This is a genomic window from Microbacterium sp. GW823-FHT02G05, from assembly GCF_058797175.1.
The window spans coordinates 1,960,048-1,976,771 of the sequence record NZ_JBXAJK010000001.1 but is presented as its reverse complement, the minus strand read 5'-3'; the positions used below and the strand labels follow the sequence as shown (position 1 = coordinate 1,976,771).

General features: G+C 67.5%; 12 protein-coding genes and 1 tRNA gene. 6 read left to right on the top strand and 7 right to left on the bottom strand.

Annotated features, from left to right (window positions below; all coding sequences use genetic code 11):
- Positions 1–261: 261 nt before the first annotated feature.
- The 3 genes from AC1REM_RS09615 (at position 262) to AC1REM_RS09605 (ending at position 3,536) form a co-directional block, all read left to right on the top strand.
- Positions 262–954 (top strand): phosphocholine cytidylyltransferase family protein, encoded by a 693-nt coding sequence (locus tag AC1REM_RS09615; protein WP_204939609.1) that lies wholly within the window; start codon positions 262–264, stop codon positions 952–954.
- A gap of 114 nt (positions 955–1,068) precedes the next feature.
- Positions 1,069–2,028, top strand: a complete 960-nt coding sequence (locus AC1REM_RS09610) for a hypothetical protein (protein ID WP_492514417.1) — start codon at positions 1,069–1,071, stop codon at positions 2,026–2,028.
- A gap of 62 nt (positions 2,029–2,090) precedes the next feature.
- On the top strand, positions 2,091–3,536 hold the full coding sequence (locus tag AC1REM_RS09605) for a sugar porter family MFS transporter (protein ID WP_492514416.1): 1,446 nt from the start codon (positions 2,091–2,093) through the stop codon (positions 3,534–3,536).
- Between the two features lie 49 nt (positions 3,537–3,585).
- On the opposite strand, the gene AC1REM_RS09600 is transcribed toward AC1REM_RS09605, so the two are convergent.
- Positions 3,586–4,869, bottom strand: coding sequence for a CDP-glycerol glycerophosphotransferase family protein (locus AC1REM_RS09600; RefSeq protein WP_492514415.1), 1,284 nt, complete (start codon positions 4,867–4,869; stop codon positions 3,586–3,588).
- Between the two features lie 51 nt (positions 4,870–4,920).
- Between AC1REM_RS09600 and AC1REM_RS09595 the strand changes: the two genes are divergently transcribed.
- The gene (locus AC1REM_RS09595) at positions 4,921–6,018 is read left to right on the top strand and encodes a glycosyltransferase family 2 protein (RefSeq protein ID WP_492514414.1); all 1,098 of its coding nucleotides are present in this window, start codon (positions 4,921–4,923) and stop codon (positions 6,016–6,018) included.
- Between the two features lie 9 nt (positions 6,019–6,027).
- Here AC1REM_RS09595 and AC1REM_RS09590 read toward each other — a convergent pair whose 3' ends face one another.
- From AC1REM_RS09590 to AC1REM_RS09580, 3 genes are all read right to left on the bottom strand, one after another.
- The gene (locus tag AC1REM_RS09590; RefSeq protein WP_492514413.1) at positions 6,028–7,464 is read right to left on the bottom strand and encodes a CDP-glycerol glycerophosphotransferase family protein; all 1,437 of its coding nucleotides are present in this window, start codon (positions 7,462–7,464) and stop codon (positions 6,028–6,030) included.
- Positions 7,461–8,714, bottom strand: a complete 1,254-nt coding sequence (locus AC1REM_RS09585; RefSeq protein WP_492514412.1) for a CDP-glycerol glycerophosphotransferase family protein — start codon at positions 8,712–8,714, stop codon at positions 7,461–7,463. Before AC1REM_RS09585 ends, AC1REM_RS09590 begins: the two co-directional genes overlap by 4 nt.
- Before the next feature lie 71 nt (positions 8,715–8,785).
- Positions 8,786–10,300: a S1C family serine protease gene (locus AC1REM_RS09580; protein WP_492514411.1), complete on the bottom strand. Its 1,515-nt coding sequence runs from the start codon at positions 10,298–10,300 to the stop codon at positions 8,786–8,788.
- Between the two features lie 102 nt (positions 10,301–10,402).
- Here AC1REM_RS09580 and AC1REM_RS09575 point away from each other — a divergent pair, with 102 nt between their 5' ends.
- On the top strand, positions 10,403–11,599 hold the full coding sequence (locus AC1REM_RS09575) for an aminotransferase class I/II-fold pyridoxal phosphate-dependent enzyme (RefSeq protein ID WP_492514410.1): 1,197 nt from the start codon (positions 10,403–10,405) through the stop codon (positions 11,597–11,599).
- Here the strand turns inward: AC1REM_RS09575 and AC1REM_RS09570 are convergent.
- Positions 11,585–12,415: a carbon-nitrogen hydrolase family protein gene (locus AC1REM_RS09570; protein ID WP_492514409.1), complete on the bottom strand. Its 831-nt coding sequence runs from the start codon at positions 12,413–12,415 to the stop codon at positions 11,585–11,587. The two genes, AC1REM_RS09575 and AC1REM_RS09570, sit on opposite strands and share 15 nt — an antisense overlap.
- A 92-nt stretch (positions 12,416–12,507) precedes the next feature.
- Here AC1REM_RS09570 and AC1REM_RS09565 point away from each other — a divergent pair.
- Positions 12,508–12,584, top strand: a tRNA-Met gene (locus AC1REM_RS09565).
- An 85-nt stretch (positions 12,585–12,669) separates the two neighbouring features.
- Here the strand turns inward: AC1REM_RS09565 and AC1REM_RS09560 are convergent.
- Together AC1REM_RS09560 and AC1REM_RS09555 are read right to left on the bottom strand one after the other, a co-directional pair.
- Positions 12,670–13,596 carry a hypothetical protein gene (locus tag AC1REM_RS09560; protein ID WP_492514408.1) on the bottom strand — a complete coding sequence of 309 codons (927 nt, stop codon included), beginning with the start codon at positions 13,594–13,596 and terminating at the stop codon, positions 12,670–12,672.
- Positions 13,597–13,737: 141 nt separating this feature from the next.
- A complete protein-coding gene (locus AC1REM_RS09555) occupies positions 13,738–16,659 on the bottom strand; it encodes a UPF0182 family membrane protein (protein WP_492514407.1) in 2,922 nt (973 codons plus the stop codon).
- Positions 16,660–16,724: the final 65 nt, after the last annotated feature.

Below are 16,724 nucleotides of genomic sequence, written 5' to 3'. Positions count from 1 at the left end.
CGCGGCGGCAGTCACGCACTCACGCTATCAATCTCGTCTGTGATTGGCCTCGGCGCGCGCGAAGAACGACACAGTTTGCGCCGTTTCCGCGCGATCTGCGGAGAATCCTTCCCTGAGCAACGCCCGTGGACTCGATCACGAAATGACAACGCCCGCCACTTTTCCCGAGGCTTCCCAGGCACGATCGCTAGCATGAATCCCGGCACGAAGGAGTGTCTCGTCGGTAAATCGACAGTGAACACACTTAACAGGAGCTTTTCTGTGACTCTTCAGACCGTAATTCTCGCCGCTGGCATGGGCTCGCGCCTCGGTCGCGCCCTCCCCAAGCCGCTGACCGAGCTCAATGACGGCCGCAGCATCATGCAGCAGCAGCACGACAACATCCGTGCCGCCTTCGGATCCGACGCCCGCATCACCACGGTGGTCGGCTACCGGGCCGAGACCATCATCGAGGCGTTCCCGCGCGTCAACTACGTGCACAACGAGCGCTACGACCAGACCAACACCTCCAAGAGCCTGCTGCGCGCTCTCGCCGCCACCGGCAAGTCGGGTGTGCTGTGGATGAACGGCGACGTCGTCTTCGATCCGCGCATCCTCGGCCGCGCGATCGCCTACATCGAGCGCGACCAGTCCTTCGTGACTGTCAACACCGCGAAGGTCAGCGACGAAGAGGTCAAGTACACCGTCACCGCCGAGGGCTTCATCGACAAGCTCTCGAAGGTCGTCAAGGGCGGCATCGGCGAGGCTGTGGGCATCAACTACATCTCCTCCGCCGACAAGCAGGCGTTCATGCGTCAGCTGCAGCGCGTCGACGACCAGGACTACTTCGAACGGGGTCTTGAGCTCGCGATCGCCGAGAACGGTCTGCTGCTCGAGCCCATGGACATCTCCGACCTCTACGCCGTCGAGGTCGACTTCGCTGAAGACCTCGAGCGCGCCAACCTCTTCGTCTGAGCCTCGCTCGACAAGACAGAAGGGCCGTCCCCGCGGGGACGGCCCTTCTGCGTTCCCGGACGCGCCACGGATTGCTCACGGGGTCTTCGCGGCTGCACTGCTTAGGATTCGAGCATGGCCCCGAAGGTGCACAAGATTCACTCGCTCCCGGACGACAGCCCGTGGGACACGGGCCTGCCTCCTGAAGGCTCGAAAGAGCACCCGCTCATGGTGCGCGGCCTGGACCGGGTGCTGGCGATCCAGCGCCCGCTCGTTCTCGCGCACATCCGCAGCATCCGTCTGCGCCATCCGGATGCCTCGACGAGCGAGATCGTCCGCCTCCTGGAACGCCGCTACCTGGCCGCCGTGACCACAGGTGGGGCAGCAGTCGGAGCCACCGCGGTGATCCCGGGCATCTCTACGGGCATCACACTCGCGCTCTCCGGCGTGGAGACCGTGGGCTTCGTGGAGTCGACGGCGTTGTTCGCGCAGTCCATCGCGGAGGTGCACGGCATCACGGTCGAGAACCCAGACCGCGCACGGGCGCTCGTGATGACGCTCATGCTCGGCAAAGAAGGCGTCGATCTCGTCGCGCAGCTCGCAGGCCAGGCCGCGGGAAAGACGGGCACCCGGTCGTCCTACTGGGGCGAGCTCGTCACCAAGACTCTCCCCCGCGCAGCGGTCGGACCCCTTGCGGACCGCCTGAAGAGCGCGTTCATCAAGCAGTTCGCTGCACGCGGCGGCGCCTCCTTCATCGGCAAGGCACTGCCCTTCGGCGTCGGCGCGGCGGTCGGCGGCGCCGGCAACAACATCCTCGGCCGTCGGGTGCTGGTCAACTCTCGCAAGGCGTTCGGTGTGCCGCCCGTCATGCTTCCGGCTGAGCTCGAGCCGGTGCCCGGGGCCGAGCGGCTGGAGAATCGGATGCTGCGCGGAGCCACCTACGCCGGAACCGCGATCGCCGGAGCCGCGGGGACCGCCGCGCGCGGCGTCAGCTGGGCAGGTCGCAAGGCCGCCGCCATCGTACGGCGCAGCCCGCAGACAGACGCCGCAGCTGCCGTGGAATCGGCCGATACCGCGTCTCCGTCGGAGCAGTGATCCCAGATGGCGTTGTGACGAAGCCTTCTCCCCCGAACGGGTGAGAGCGCGTCGCGCAGGTCGTGCGAACCTCCGCACGACGTGTACAGTCGCAATGCTTCCCCGCACAGAAGGTCCCCATGCATCTCACCACCTCCCCGAAGACCAGTCGTCTGGCGATCATCGTCGGCATCGCCGCAGCAACCGTCGGAGTGATCTACGGCTACGATTCCTCGAACATCGGCGGTGCGATGCTCTACATCGCCGCCGAGTTCTCCCTCACGGTCGAGCAGCAGCAGCTCGTGACGACGACGGTCGTCGTCGGTGAGATCCTCGGAGCACTGGCCGGCGGCACGATCGCCAACCGCTTCGGCCGCAAACCCACGATGGTCGCCGTCGCAGTGACCTTCACGCTCTTCTCTCTGCTCTGCGGTCTGGCGCCCTCGCTCGCCGTTCTGATCATCGCGCGCTTCCTGCTCGGCCTCACCATCGGCGTGTCGGTGGTAGTCGTGCCGGTGTTCGTCGCCGAATCTGCTCCGACGCATGCCCGCGGCGCCTTCCTGGTCATGTACCAGGTCGCAACGGTCTCCGGCATCATCCTCGGCTACCTCGCCGCCATGGCACTGGCACCAAGCGAGAGCTGGCGATGGATGCTCGCGCTCGCGGCGATTCCCGGAATCATCGTCACGCTCCTGCTGCTGAGACTGCCCGACACCGCGCGCTGGTACGTCATGAAGGGGCGTCCCGAAGACGCGCGACGCACCCTCGAGCGCATCGAAGGCACGAACGTCGACGTCGACAAGGAATTGGAGACGATCACGGCGAGCTTCCGCACGGGGCGAAAGGGCGGCTGGCGTGATCTGGTGCGCGGGCCGTACCTGCGCGCGACGATCTTCGTCGTGGGCCTGGGATTCTTCGTGCAGATCACCGGCATCAACGCGATCGTGTACTACAGCCCCCGCATCTTCGAGGCGATGGGCTTCACCGACGACACCGTGAAGCTCGGCCTGTCCGCGCTGGTGCAGTTCGCGAGCCTGATCGCCGTCGTCATCGCGCTGCTGGTGATCGATCGGATGGGCCGGCGCCCGGTGCTCCTGATCGGCATCGGGATCATGGTCCTGGCAAACGCCCTTCTCGTCACAGTGTTCTTCATCGGCGGCGGGGAGTTCGCGGGCGTGCTCACCGCGCTGGGCTTCGCCGGGCTCGTCCTCTTCACGGCCGGTTTCGCATTCGGCTTCGGCTCGCTCGTCTGGGTCTACGCCGGCGAGGCGATGCCTGCGCATCTGCGTTCGATCGGCGCGAGTGTCATGCTCACCTCGAACCTCATCGCGAACGTGATCGTCGGTGGGGTCTTCCTCACGCTGCTCACCCAGCTGGGCGGCGGCGGCACCTTCATCGTCTTCGGCATCCTTGCCGTCGCCGCATTCGCCTTCGTGTTCACGCTCGCACCCGAGACCAAGGGACGCCCGCTCGAAGACATCGAGACCTACTGGCAGAACGGCGGCCGCTGGGAGCCGATCGAGCGCTGAACAACCGCCCCGCCCGAGGGGCTCGTCGGCGCGGAGAGCGGATCGGCGGTCAGAGACTCATCTCGTCGTCGTCCTGGTCGTCACTCTCGTCCTCGGAGGCGACGTCGCGCAGGTGCCGCTCGTGTTCGGCGTCCCAGCGCTCCATGAGCGTCTCGATCGCGGCATGGAACTTCTCCGTCGCGACGCCCGGCGTGGTGTCGCCGAAGTAGTGCTGCACCCAGGTCCGCAGGCGTGCGGTCGCCTCCTCGTCGCCCTGCACGCGCGCGACCTCGGAGACGATCTGCGGTGCGGCGTGGGCGAACAGCCACTCGCACGACGACAGGTAGCCGCTCTCGTCGACGGAGGCGCGCTCATCCACAGGTCGCGTGATCAGCAGCGGCTTGCCCGCGGCGAGACGGTCGTAGACCATCGCAGAGATGTCGACGATCGCGACATCCGCCGCAGCGAGCTGCCAGCCGAGCTCCGGACCGTCGTCGAAGACGTGGTGCGCGGCGGGATCTGCCGCGTTCGCGGCGGCGATCGCGGCGATGATGCGCTGATTCGCGGCGCCGTACTCGCTGTCGACGACGCCGCTGCGGGGGTGCGGCCGGTAGACCACGCGATGCTCGCCCGTGGCGAGGAGCGCGGAGACGAGGGCTTCGCCGTGGCTCGCGATCGAACCGTAGTGCGCCGACGGGCGGTCGCCCTCCCAGGTGGGCGCATACAGGACGACCGTGCGCTCGTCCGGCGTGTACGGCAGCGTGCCCGAGTAGTGGTCGGCCTGCGGACGGCCGATCTCGATCGTGCGGCGATCGATGTCGTAGTCCCACAGCACGCGGGAGAGGCGATCCCGTGCAGCCTGGCCGGCCACCAGGGCGTAGTCATACGCCTTGTACTGATTGGTGGTCATGTACATCTTGTCGGACTCGCCGTGGTTGATGAACACGTGCCAGCGGCGCCCGTAGCGGAACATCTGGAAGTTGCGGGTGTTCTGATTCACGTACAGCACGATGCGGATGTCCTGCTGCGCGATGAAGCGCTCCATGTCACGCACCGTCGGCGCGAACGCCACCGGCGGGGCGTCTTCGCCGAGCATGGCCTGCGCACCTGTGGCGGCGCGGGAGATCACGACGACCGGCCATCGCTTCGCCAGCTCGGCGAGGGGCCGGTACCACTGACGCATCTGATACATGTTCACGGCGCCGTCCGCGAAGTACACCGCGATCTTGAAGTGCTTGCGCGGGTGCGGCTCCCGTGCGGCGAGCGTACGGCGCACACTCTGCACGGCGGATCGAGAGGCCAACGCACGACGAAGCAGGCGATACGACTTCTGCGCATCTGACACAACACCCATCCCTCCAGCCTACCCAGCCGCCCTGAGGGTCACCCGTGACATGATCGTTCAGTGACAGCGAAAGACCGCGCCCGCGAGACAGCAGCCATTGCCCCCGGTGTCTCCTTCGTGATGCCCGTGCTCAACGAGCGCGCCTATCTCGAGCACGCCGTCGCGTCTGTGCTCGCCCAGGACCTCGATGAGCCGGCCGAGCTCGTGCTCGCGCTCGGTCCGTCGTCCGACGGCACGACCGAGTTGGCCGAACGCATCGCCGCCGCCGACCCGCGTGTGTCGATCGTGCACAATCCGGCGGCGCACATCCCGGTCGGCCTCAATGCAGCCATCCGCGCGAGCTCCTACCCCACGATCGTGCGCGTCGACGCGCACTCCGAACTCTCCCCCGGCTATGCGCGTCGGGCGATCGCGACGCTGCGTCGCACCGGCGCGGCGAACGTCGGCGGCATCATGCGCGCGGATGGTCGCACGCCTTTCCAGGCGGCGGTCGCACGCGCCTACAACTCCCCTGCGGGCCTGGGCGGCGGCGCGTACCACGTGGGTGCGGGCGAGGGGGAGGCCGAGTCCGCCTACCTCGGCGTCATGCGTCGTGACGTCCTGGATGCCGTCGGTCTGTTCGACGAGAGTGTGCGCCGTGGCGAGGACTGGGAACTCAATCTTCGGATCCGCCAAGCGGGGAACCTCGTGTGGTTCGATCCCGAACTCGCCGTGACGTACTGGCCTCGTGAGAGCTGGATCCGCCTGGCGCGCCAGTTCCGCGCGACCGGCGCCTGGCGCGGCGAGCTCGTTCGGCGGTACGGCCGACGCAACGGCATCCGGTTCTTCGCGCCCCCTGCGCTAGCGCTCAACGTCGCACTCGCACTCGTCGTCGGCGTTCTGCAGCTGACCGGTGTGCTCAGTGGTCTCGCCTCGCTCATCGCGTCCGCCGTCTACCTCCCGCTCGCCGCCTACGCGCTGCTCGTCATCGTCATGGCGCTGCTGCCTGCGAAGCCGTCGGATCCGCCGCGCAGCATCCGCGAGCGCCTCTGGACACTCGCGGTTCTTCCCACGATGCACCTCGCCTGGGGCCTGGGATTCCTCACCGGCGTCGTGCGCGGCGCGGGTGACACCGTGGACGCCTCCCGCCTGGGTACACAGAACACCCCGCTGCCCTAGCGGGCGCGCTCAGGCCTGGACGAAACCGAGGTCGAGGATCCTGGAGACCACCCGTGCGGATGCCGCACCGTCGTCGCGACCGTTGAACTGCTCCTGCCAGGACACGTAGCGCTCCGCATAGCGCGCGATGGCCCCCGCATCCTGGAGCGCCGCAAGCAGCTCCGCCTGCGACCGCACGAGCGGCCCCGGGGCGCGTTCGCCGAGATCGAAGTAGAACCCGCGCAGCTCGCCGCGATAGTGCTCGAGATCCGGCACGAGGAAGTACATGGGCTTTCCCGTGACACTGAAGTCGAACATGACCGAGGAATAGTCCGTGATGAGCGCATCGGCCGCGAGCATGAGCTCCGCCGTGTCCGGATATCCGGTCACGTCGATCACGCGGGCGCCGGACTGATCCCGGCCGTACGTGATCGTGCGGGAGTGTCCGCGCACGAGTACGACCGCATCCGCCTGCTGGGCGAGAGACTCCGGATCGACGAAGTCCACCATCTCGGCGCGGTCGTCGCGCCAGGTCGGTGCGTACAGCAGCACGGTCTCCTCCGGCGCGATGCCGAGGCGCGCACGGACGGCCGAGGGATCGCCCGTCGTCAGCACGTCGTTGCGCGGGTATCCGTCGACCCAGATCGGGCGGTTCAGGAACGCGTACGCCTTGCGCAGCACCCGCTCAGCGTAGGGGTTCTGCGCGAGCAGCACATCCCAGCGGCGAGACTCGCGGAAGACAGCGAGCATGCGACGCGGATCGAAGCCCGGTCGGTGCAGGGCGAGGCGCTTCAGAGGTGTGCCGTGCCAGGTCTGGATCACGCGCTGCCCTTGCTTGCGCACGAAGCGCCGACGCAGCCAGTCGTTGACGATCAGCAGTCGCGCAGCGCCGCGGGCGCGCCACCACTCCGGCGATCCCTCGACGACCGCGATCGCGCCGTCAGGAACAGCCACGGAGAGGTCGGTCACACTCCAGTAGCGGGTCACGCCGGGAGCACGCACCGCGAGCTCCCGGTCGATCGCTCCCGGGTTGCATCCGGCGCTGCGGCCATAGAAGCTCTCGAAGAACACCGCGTTCTCGGTCCCGCCCGCCTGAGCGGCGTAGCGGCCCTCAAGCGTCGCCTGACCTTCCGGCGTGCTGTGCACCGGATCCAGCGGCGGGCCGATCTCGACGTCCGCCCCGGTGACCGCCGCCCGCAGAATCGGCAGCAGCGTCATCGGCAACGCCAGCGCGGAGAGATCCTGCCCGTCGACGACAAGCGCGTAGTGACCGCTGGGAAGCGGCAGCGCCTGACCGCCCCAGCGGGCGAGCCGCAGAGGAAAGGTCGCCTTCCAGGTGGTTCCCCCACCGGTGAGACGGGCCTCGACACAGGCGCGCGCGCCTTGCAGGACGGCGGCGGCCGGCTTGGCCCCCTCACCCGCGACGACGAGCATCTCTTTCTGCTCGTCGATCCGAACGCTGATCATGCTGAACCCTTCGCTGCGGGGACCCCGCGTGCGCGGATTGCCCGATACACCCGCGCGGTGTTCTCACCATCGCGGAACGCGTGCATCTCGGCGCTCAGAGTACTGGATTCCTGGGCTCGTTCGGTGAACGCGGCCTCGTCGGCGAGGGTGCGTCGCACCTGATCGAGGGTCGTGGCCCAGTCCCGTGCGAAATCATCGCCGGCGATCTCCGCGTAGCGTCCGTAGAAGCCGCGCAGGCGCGCATAGTCCTCCGCATCCGGTGCGAAGTAGATGACGGGCATCGCGAGGAGTCCGACGTCGTAGGCGAGCGAGGAGTAGTCGGTGATGAGCAGGTCGACGGCGGGGAGCAGCGGGGTGACATCGGTGACGACGGATGCGCCGAGCATGCGGACACGCGGCATGTCGGACGGAGGCGTGTAATCGCCCTCCCCCATCGGGTGCGACCGGATGAGCAGAACCGCGTTCTGCGACTCGAGGACTTCGCCGATCGCCTCCCACTCGGCGGGGCTGGGAACGGCGGGGTCCGCGGCACCGTCACGCCAGGTCGGGGCGTACAGGACGACGCGCGCGCTTTCGGGCAACGCCCCGACTGCCGCATCCCTCCGGGTGATCGCAGCGGCCCGCCTCGTCTGTGCGTCGCCCACCGACAGCACGTCGACGCGCGGCTCCCCGGTCACCAGCACCTGATGCACGCCGAGCCCGAAGGCGGACTCCAGTCGGGCACGAGACCGGTCCGATGCCGCGGGCAGGATGCGGATGCGCTGCGCCGCACCCCGGTAAAGCGCCGACAGCAGCCACCGCAGCGGTGCGAACCCCGACAGGAAGGAACTCTGCACCGTCACGGGTGAGTCCAGCCCCAGACGTTTCAGGGGAATCCCGTGCCAGAGCTGCACGACGAAGGCACCGGAGATGGCGTAGCGGTTCACATCACCGAAGCCGTGCGTGATCACGATGACGCCCGCGCGGGTGGTCGCCCACCAGCCCCGCACACTGTGCTTCGGCAGCGTCGGGATGCCCAGAGCGGCAGCATCCGCCTCTTCACGGGCCGAACCGGTCAGCCAGACCATCTCGTGGCCCTCCGCCTGCGCGTACCGCCAGAGCGCGAGCGCGCCGTCGCCGATGCCGGCGCCACAGCCGAAGACCCATCGGCGACCGCGCGGAATCAGAAGGGTGGCCAGTCGCCCGGCGACGAAGAGGGGCAGGCGCAGCAGCTTGCCCGCGTTGCCTGTGCGAAAAGAGAACGACGCCACCCCGCGAGCCTATCGCGGGGTGGCGTCGTGACCGTGGGAGCGCACTCGGCGAGCGCGGCATCCCGCGTTCGTCATTCGGCCAGGGAGTTCAGGTCTCCGAGTGTGACCGTCGCGGTCTGCGTACGGCCGTCGCGAACGAAGGTGACCTCCGCCTCGGCGCCCGCGGCGACCGAGCGCACCTGGGCGGTGAGGTCCCGCGCGTTGCTGATCGGGGTGCCGTTGAACGCGGTGACGATGTCACCCTCGCGGAGCCCTGCAGCCTCTGCTGCTCCGCCCGGCGTCGCGTTCGCGATGTAGGCGCCGAGAACCGTCGCATCCTCGACGGAACTGGCCGGCGAGACGCTCGCACCGAGGAGGCCGTGGGTGGCTTCCCCGTTCTCGATGAGCTCATCGGCGATGCGTTGAGCGATGTTCGAGGGAATGGCGAATCCGACGCCGATGGAGCCGGCTGCATCCGAGCTGCCGCTCGCGGTGGCGATCGCGACGTTGATGCCGATGAGGCGTCCGTCGCCGTCGACGAGCGCGCCGCCGGAGTTGCCCGGGTTGATCGCGGCATCCGTCTGGATGACCGAGATCGAGATGGACTCGCGCTGACCCTGTGAAGGTGTCGCACCCGGGAGGTCGAACTGGAAGGGCTGGTCGCCCTGCGAGTCTTCGCCGTCCGGAGCGCCCTGCACCTCGGGAAGTGCCGAGGACTGCACTGAGATGCTGCGGTTCAGTGCACTCACGATGCCGGTCGTGACCGAGTTCGCAAGGCCGAGGGGCGCGCCCACCGCAGCGGCGACGGAGCCGACGTTGACTTCGGACGAGTCCGCGAACTCGATCGGGGTGAGCCCGGAGGCATCCGACACCTTGATGACCGCGAGGTCGTACAGCGGGTCGATCCCGACGACCTCAGCATCGAGCAGACGCCCGTCGGATGTCGTGACGCGGATCGCCGGCTCTGTCGCCTGCCCGTCCAGGGTGACGACATGGGCGTTCGTGAGGATGTGCCCCTGCTCGTCGAGGATGACGCCCGAGCCGCTGCCGCCGCTCGAGCTGCCGGCGACCTCGATCGTCACGACCGAGGGCAGCGCCTTGGCGGCGATCGCCGTGGCAGACGTGACCTCGTCGGGGTTGTTGACCGTCACGGTCGATGGTCCTGCCACCGGGCCGGTGGAGGATCCGCCGTTGAGCCCGGCGTACAGTGCACTGCCTCCGACACCCGCAGCACCGCCGACAAGGGCGGCGGCAAGGATGATGGCAGCGACCTTTGTTCCGCCGAGCGACTTCTTCTGCGCCGAGGGTGCGGATTCGATCGGGGTCGGAATCTGAGCAGCGGCGCCGAACGCGGCACCCGGGGCGACCGGTGCGGTGGCGCCGAGCGGCAGCGTCGCACCGTCCGGGGCGGCGAAGGTCGGCGCCTGCGGCACCGCCGTCGGAAGCGCGGGGCGCTCCGGGATGCTGGCTGCGGGCGCGGACGGGGCCTCGGGGACGACCGGAGCGGGAGTCGCGGGCGTGGAATCGGACGAGAACGTGGCGGGAAGGTCGTGGCCGGATGCGGCCGACGACTCCGGGATCTCGGGGCGAGGGTTCTGGTCGTTCATGATGTACTCCCTTTCATAACAACGCCCTCTCAGAGTGACTCCCTGACCTGTGCGTTTCTTATGTCAGGGATGAGATTCCGCTATGCCAGTACCCTGAGCCACATGGGAATTGTGTCCGGGGCCTGGCGCCGCACCGCCGCAGGAGCAGGTCTGCTGTCCGCCAGCGGAGAGGTGGCGCCCACCATCTTCGCAGAGATGTCGGCCCTCGCGGCCCGAACCGGTGCGATCAATCTGGGTCAGGGCTTCCCCGATCAGGACGGTCCTGATGTCGTCCTGGAGGCCGCCCGTGAAGCGATCGCACGCGGTGCGAATCAGTATCCGCCCGGGTGTGGCATCCCGGATCTCCTCGCTGCGATCAGTGAGCACCAGCAGCGCTTCTACGGCCTCTCCGTCGATCCGGATCGTGAGGTCATCGTCACCGCCGGTGCGACCGAGGCGCTGGCGGCAACGCTCCTCGCTCTGATCGACTCCCCCGACGACGAGGTCGTTGTCTTCGAGCCGTTCTATGACTCCTATGCGGCCATCATCGCGCTGTCCGGTGCGCGACTGCGGACCGTTCCGCTGCGACGTCCGGATTTCCAACCCGATCTTGCAGAGCTCGCCGCCGCTGTCACTGATCGCACCCGCATCATCCTCGTCAACGACCCGCACAACCCGACAGGGACCGTGTTCAGCGCGGAGGTGCAACAGGAGATCGTCCGGCTCGCAGACCGCCACGACGCGATCATCGTGACGGATGAGGTGTACGAGCATCTGACGTTCGACAGCGCGCACGTCCCGATCGCGACGCTCCCGGGTGCCGCCGAGCGCACACTCACGATCTCCTCGGCGGGCAAGACCTTCTCGGTGACGGGCTGGAAGATCGGCTGGGTGCACGGGCCCGCCGCGCTCATCACCGCGGTCCTCACGGTCAAGCAGTTCCTCACATACGTCAACGGCAGCCCGTTCCAGCCTGCCGTCGCCGCGGGACTGCGCCTCGGCGAGGACTACTTCCGCGGCGCAGCATCCGCCTTCGCCGACAAGCACGCGCTCCTCGGCCACGGCCTCCGGGGTGCGGGCTTCACTGTGAGCCCGCCGCAGGGCGGCTACTTCACGGTGGCGGATGCCACGGCGCTCGGCGGTGCGGACGCGGCGGCCTTCTGTCGAGCACTCCCCGAGCGCGCCGGTGTGGTCGCCATCCCCCTCTCGGCCTTCGTCCTCCCGGAGCACCGGGACGACTATGCGGGGCTCGTCCGCTTCGCCGCCTGCAAGAGGCGCGAGGTGCTGGAGGAAGCCGTCGAGCGCCTAGGCTCCCTCTGAGCTCTGCGCGGCGGGCACGACGCGATAGCGACGCACGCGCAGCACCGGGTTGATCTCTCGGGTGCGCGCGATCAACTCGACATCGAGTTCGGCGATGGCGACGCCTTCTTCGCTGCCCACCCCGGCGATGCGCACCCCCTGCGGGTCGATCACCGCGGAGTGCCCGACACCGACCGGTGCGGGATGGTCTGCGGCGATCACGTAGGCGGTGTTCTCGATCGCCCGCGCTTCGAGAAGAGTCATCCAGTGGTGCTCCTTGAGCGGACCGCGGACCCACTCCGCCGGCACGATCAGTGCATCCGCCCCGGCGTCGACGAGGGTGCGCCCCACCTCCGGGAAGCGCAGGTCGTAGCAGGTCATGAGTCCGAAGCGGATGCCGCCGAACTCGAACGTCTCGGGGGCGCCGATGTCCCCCGCGCTCAGCCACTCCGACTCGCGTGCGCCGAAGGCGTCGTACAGGTGCTGCTTGCGGTACCGCGCCCGGATGCCGACGGCGTCGACCGCGACCAGGGCGTTGCGGACGAGCGCGGCGTCGCCGCTCCGTTCGACGAGGCCAGCGACGATCGTCACATCGTGCTCGCCGGCGATCGCACGAAGGCCGTGTACGAAGGGCCCGTCCAGCTCTTCGGCGTTCTCGCGCAGTGTGGCATCGAATGGGGCCGCGAAGTAGCTGGCGTATTCGGGGAACACGATGAGCTGAGCGCCTCGGGCCGCGGCCGTGCGCGTCTGCTCTGCGATGCGCAGAAGATTGTTCTCCCGGTCGGCGGTGGGCGCGAACTGGCAGACGGCGACGGTGACGAGAGGCGCAGCGGACATGCCCTCATCCTCTCGCACGACGCGCCCGGGCCGCACCCACATGCCCCTCGATTCGCCACCCCTCCAGGGCCGTGTTAGGCTATCTCTTGTGACGCGGGGTGGAGCAGTTCGGTAGCTCGCCGGGCTCATAACCCGGAGGTCGCAGGTTCAAATCCTGTCCCCGCAACCAAGAGAAGGCCCTGATCAGGAGAAATCCCGATCAGGGCCTTCTGCATTGTCCGACCCGGGTTTCACGGGTCAGACAATGCACCGAATCAGCGCAGGTCCCGACGCCATCCGCGCGCGGTGGTCGTCACCTCACGGAAGCCCGCCTCCTCCAGCATCCGCGTCTCCTCCGCGTCGTCGGGGTCGGTCGCAGCAAGCAGGTGCCGCACGCCGCTGAGTTCCAGCCACTCCCGGACCTCCACGAGAATCCGGGTGAGAAACTCGGCCCCTGGTGCGTCCCAGTCCGCGATCTCGGCGACCGCTCGGTCAGTCCCGAAACGTTCGGTGCGCCCGGCCGTCAGATCGAGCTCGACGAAGCCGTGCACATCCTCTTCGCGGTACGCCGTGAATCGCGCGCCAGCGGCACCGAGAGTGCGCTCGACGCGGGCGCTCCGCGCCGCAAAGTCGCCACACACGGCCGGCAGCGTCTGAGGCGTCGCGAGCAGGATGCTCTCCCGCGCTCCGTCCCACACGAATCCTGCCCGTGCGAAGGCATCACGCACGTGCGGCCATTGCGCCGGAACCCCGTAGACACCGGGATACGGAAGCTGTCCGTCGGCGTACGCGACCGTCACAGCCCAGGCATGCAACTGAGCGTCGCAGGCCCGCAGCAGCATCCCCGTCGCGTCGAGCGCCGACGCAGCACTCTCCTCGTCGCCGGGGTCTCCGGGGTAGGCCAGCGCCCACTGGATGAGACCTGCGCGCCGATAATCGTCGCTCACGCGAGGATCGTCCGCGAACCGCTGCAGGTGTGCGGCGGCGACGATGCGCTCGCGCACCTCGACGACGATCGTGACCCGCTCCGTGACCCACGGGTCGACGACATACTCCTCCGGCTGACGCTCGAGGGCACTCAGCACAGTGTTGACCGACACGCGTGCGCCAGGGATCACAGCGGCGAGATGCGCGTTCACGAGGTCGGCGAGCTGGTCGCGATCATCGCGGCGGAACAGGCGGGCGCGGGGAGCAGAATTCATGTTTGGCCTCCACAGGGATCAAGAAGGATCAGATAAGGAAGGCCGCCACCCGTGCGGTACACCGAAACAGTAGCACGACGCCGCTCCCCCGGAGACGCAGATGGGCGCCTCCCGGAGGAGGCGCCCATCTGTCTGGTGAGACTACTTCGCGTCGTCAGCCGCAGGTTCCTGCGTTGCGGCCGCATCCAGCTCCAGCAGCTTGTTGATCGCGTCCGTGAGCTTCTTGTCCTCCTCAGCGAACTTCGCGAGGTCGCCGGCCTTGAGCGCGGCATCACGGGCCGTCATCGCCGTGCGTGCGTCCTCAAGCGCGGCCTTCATCGCGGCGTCCGCGGTCACGGGCACCTCGGGAGTCGGATTCGCCGGATCGGTCGGCTCGGCGGGTTCGACGTTGTCATCGCCACCGGTCGCACCGGCGTCGCCTCCGAAGAGCTCGTCGAGCGCCTCGGTCAGGGTGTCTGCGAAGGCGATCCGGTCTCCGAAGGCCACCAGGATCTTCTGCAGACGGGGCAGCTTCGTACCCTTGGATGCCTCGACGTAGACAGGCTGCACGTAGAGCAGACCGCCCCCCACGGGAAGCGTGAGCAGGTTGCCAGGAAGAACCTCGGACTGCCCCTGCTTGAGCAGGTTGAGCTGCTGCGCGACCTGCGGGTCGGTGTCGAACGTGTTCTGCACCTGACCGGGGCCCGGCACTGTGGTGTCGGCGTCGATCTCGAGCATCCGCAGCTCGCCGTACGAATCCGCCTTCTTGCCCGCTGTGGATCCTGCATCCGAATCCACCGCGAGGTAGCCCATGAGCACCTCTCGGGAGTTCTCACCCTGAGACGCCGGGATGAACGTCGTGAACATCGAGAAGCGCGGCGACTCCTGTCCCGGCATCTTCATCGTCATGTAGTACGGCGACTGCAGGTTGTCGGCGGCCTGCGGGTCGTTCGGCGTCTGCCACGCGTTGTCGCGCTGTGCGAAGGACTGCGCGTCATCGATGTGGTACACACCGAGCATCGCCCGCTGCACCTTGAACAGGTCGGTCGGGTAGCGCACGTGGCTCATGAGATCACCCGACATCTCGCTGATCGGCTCGATCGTCGTCGGGTAGATGTTCGACCATGCCTGGAGCAGCGGGTCTTCGTCATCCCAGGCATACAGCGTGACCGATCCGTCGTACGCGTCGACGGTCGCCTTGACCGAGTTGCGGATGTAGTTGATCTCATCGGTCACGAAACTGGGCGCGGCATTGTTCGCGTCGCTGATCGCGCTCGAGAGGGCGACACTCGACGAGTACGGGTACGTCGAGCTCGTCGTGTAGCCGTCGACGATCCATACGATGCGGCCGTCGACGACGCTCGGGTACGGATCGCTGTCGAGGGTCAGGTAGGGCGCGACCTTCTGCACACGCGTCTTGGGGTCGCGGTCATAGAGGATCTGCGACTCCTCGTTGACGAGGTTCGAGAACAGGATCTGCTCGGACTGGAACTTCAGCGCATAGAGCACCTTCGTGAAGAGGTTGCCGATCGCCGGCCCGCCCGAGCCTTCGAAGGTGGTCTTCGTGTCGGTCGCACCCTCCTTGCCGCGCGGGTAGTCGATCTCGACCGGAGCCGTGCCCTCAGGGGCGCCCACGATCGAGTACTCCGGAGACTTCTCACCGAAGTAGACGCGGGGCTCGAACTTCTCCCCGTCCGTGAGGAAGCCCGCCGAGGGGATGCCCCGCTCCAGGAAGACCGGCTCACCCTCGATCGTTCGCTGGTTTCCGGCGGCAGCGACCAGTCCATAGCCGTGCGTGTACACGGCAGCCCGGTTGTTCCAGTTACCGGCGTCGCCGAGCTCATCGACATCGAGCTCGCGGACGGCGACCACGGTGTCCTGCATCTCGCCGTCGATCTCGTAGCGGTCAACGTCGAGTTCGGAGTTGAACTGGTAGTAGCCGCGGTACTGCTCGAGCTGCTGCACCGTGGGACTCACGATCATCGGGTCGAGGATGCGAATGGATCCGGTCGTGTCGGCGTCTTCACGCAGCTGGCCAGCCTCGGCATCGGTCTGCGCCTTGAAGGGCGTGACATTCAGGTCACCGATGCCGTAGGCGTCGTGGGTCGCGTCGATGTTGCGCTGATAGAACTCGGCCTGGTAGGCGTTCTGGTTCGGCTTCACCTGGAAGGTGTTGACCGCCCACGGGTAGCCGACTCCGACGACGAGGGATGCGACCAGCAGCAGACCTGTTGCCACGAGCGGGAAGCGCCAGCGGCCGATGATCGCGGTGACGAAGAAGAGCACGGCGACGAGCGCGGCGATGATCGACAGGATCGCAAGACCCGGGATCGTCGCGTTGGCGCCGGTGTAGGCGGCACCCGTGATCCGGTCTTCCGGTGTGACGAGCGTGACATAGCGGTCAAGCCAGAGGCTTGCGGCCTGTGTCAGCAGGTAGAGGCCGGCGATGATGGCGAGCTGGATGCGCGCGGACTTCGAGATGCGCAGCTCTCCCTGACCGATGCGCACCGCACCATAGAGGTACGAGACGAGTGCCGTGACCAGCAGACACAGGATCAGCACGGCGGAGATGAAGCCGACGAGCGCCTGGTAGAAGGGCATCGCAAAGAGGTAGAAGCCGGTGTCGACGCCGAACTGCGGGTCGGTGGTCGACGTCGCGACGCCGTTGATCCAGAGCCAGACGGTCTCCCAGGAGCCCGCCGCGGCAAAACCGGCGAACAGTCCGAAGAAGATCGGCATGCCCCACATCGCCAAGCGACGCAGGGGTTCGATGACCTCCTGGTAGCGATCGAGCTGCGAGCTCAGGCGCACGTACACCGGGCGCATTCGGTAGGCCAGCTGGATCGTGACGAACAGCGGGACGGCCATGCCGATGAACCCCACGAGGAACATCACCACCGTGGCGATCCACTTCGTGGTCAGCACCTCGGTGTACCCCAGCTGGTCGAACCAGAGGAAGTCCGTGAAGAGCGACGAGAACGCGAAGAACGCGGCGATGAGCGCCGCGATGATCGTCACGACCACAGTCAGAATGCGTCGTGAAGGGGATGGTGTGGCCGCTTGCGGCTCTGAAGTCGAGGTCACCTTTCCATCCTAGGGAAGGAATATGAGCGCAGGCTGTGCTCTCCAGAGTCCTTTTTCCGCCGAAA

Bases quoted from the DNA above. Each gene is read 5' to 3' on its own strand.
- AC1REM_RS09610 (WP_492514417.1), top strand. From the start codon at position 1,069: ATGGCCCCGAAGGTGCACAAGATTCACTCGCTCCCGGACGACAGCCCG.
- AC1REM_RS09600 (WP_492514415.1), bottom strand. From the start codon at position 4,869: ATGGGTGTTGTGTCAGATGCGCAGAAGTCGTATCGCCTGCTTCGTCGT.
- AC1REM_RS09590 (WP_492514413.1), bottom strand. From the start codon at position 7,464: ATGATCAGCGTTCGGATCGACGAGCAGAAAGAGATGCTCGTCGTCGCG.
- AC1REM_RS09580 (WP_492514411.1), bottom strand. From the start codon at position 10,300: ATGAACGACCAGAACCCTCGCCCCGAGATCCCGGAGTCGTCGGCCGCA.
- AC1REM_RS09575 (WP_492514410.1), top strand. From the start codon at position 10,403: ATGGGAATTGTGTCCGGGGCCTGGCGCCGCACCGCCGCAGGAGCAGGT.
- AC1REM_RS09570 (WP_492514409.1), bottom strand. From the start codon at position 12,415: ATGTCCGCTGCGCCTCTCGTCACCGTCGCCGTCTGCCAGTTCGCGCCC.
- AC1REM_RS09560 (WP_492514408.1), bottom strand. From the start codon at position 13,596: ATGAATTCTGCTCCCCGCGCCCGCCTGTTCCGCCGCGATGATCGCGAC.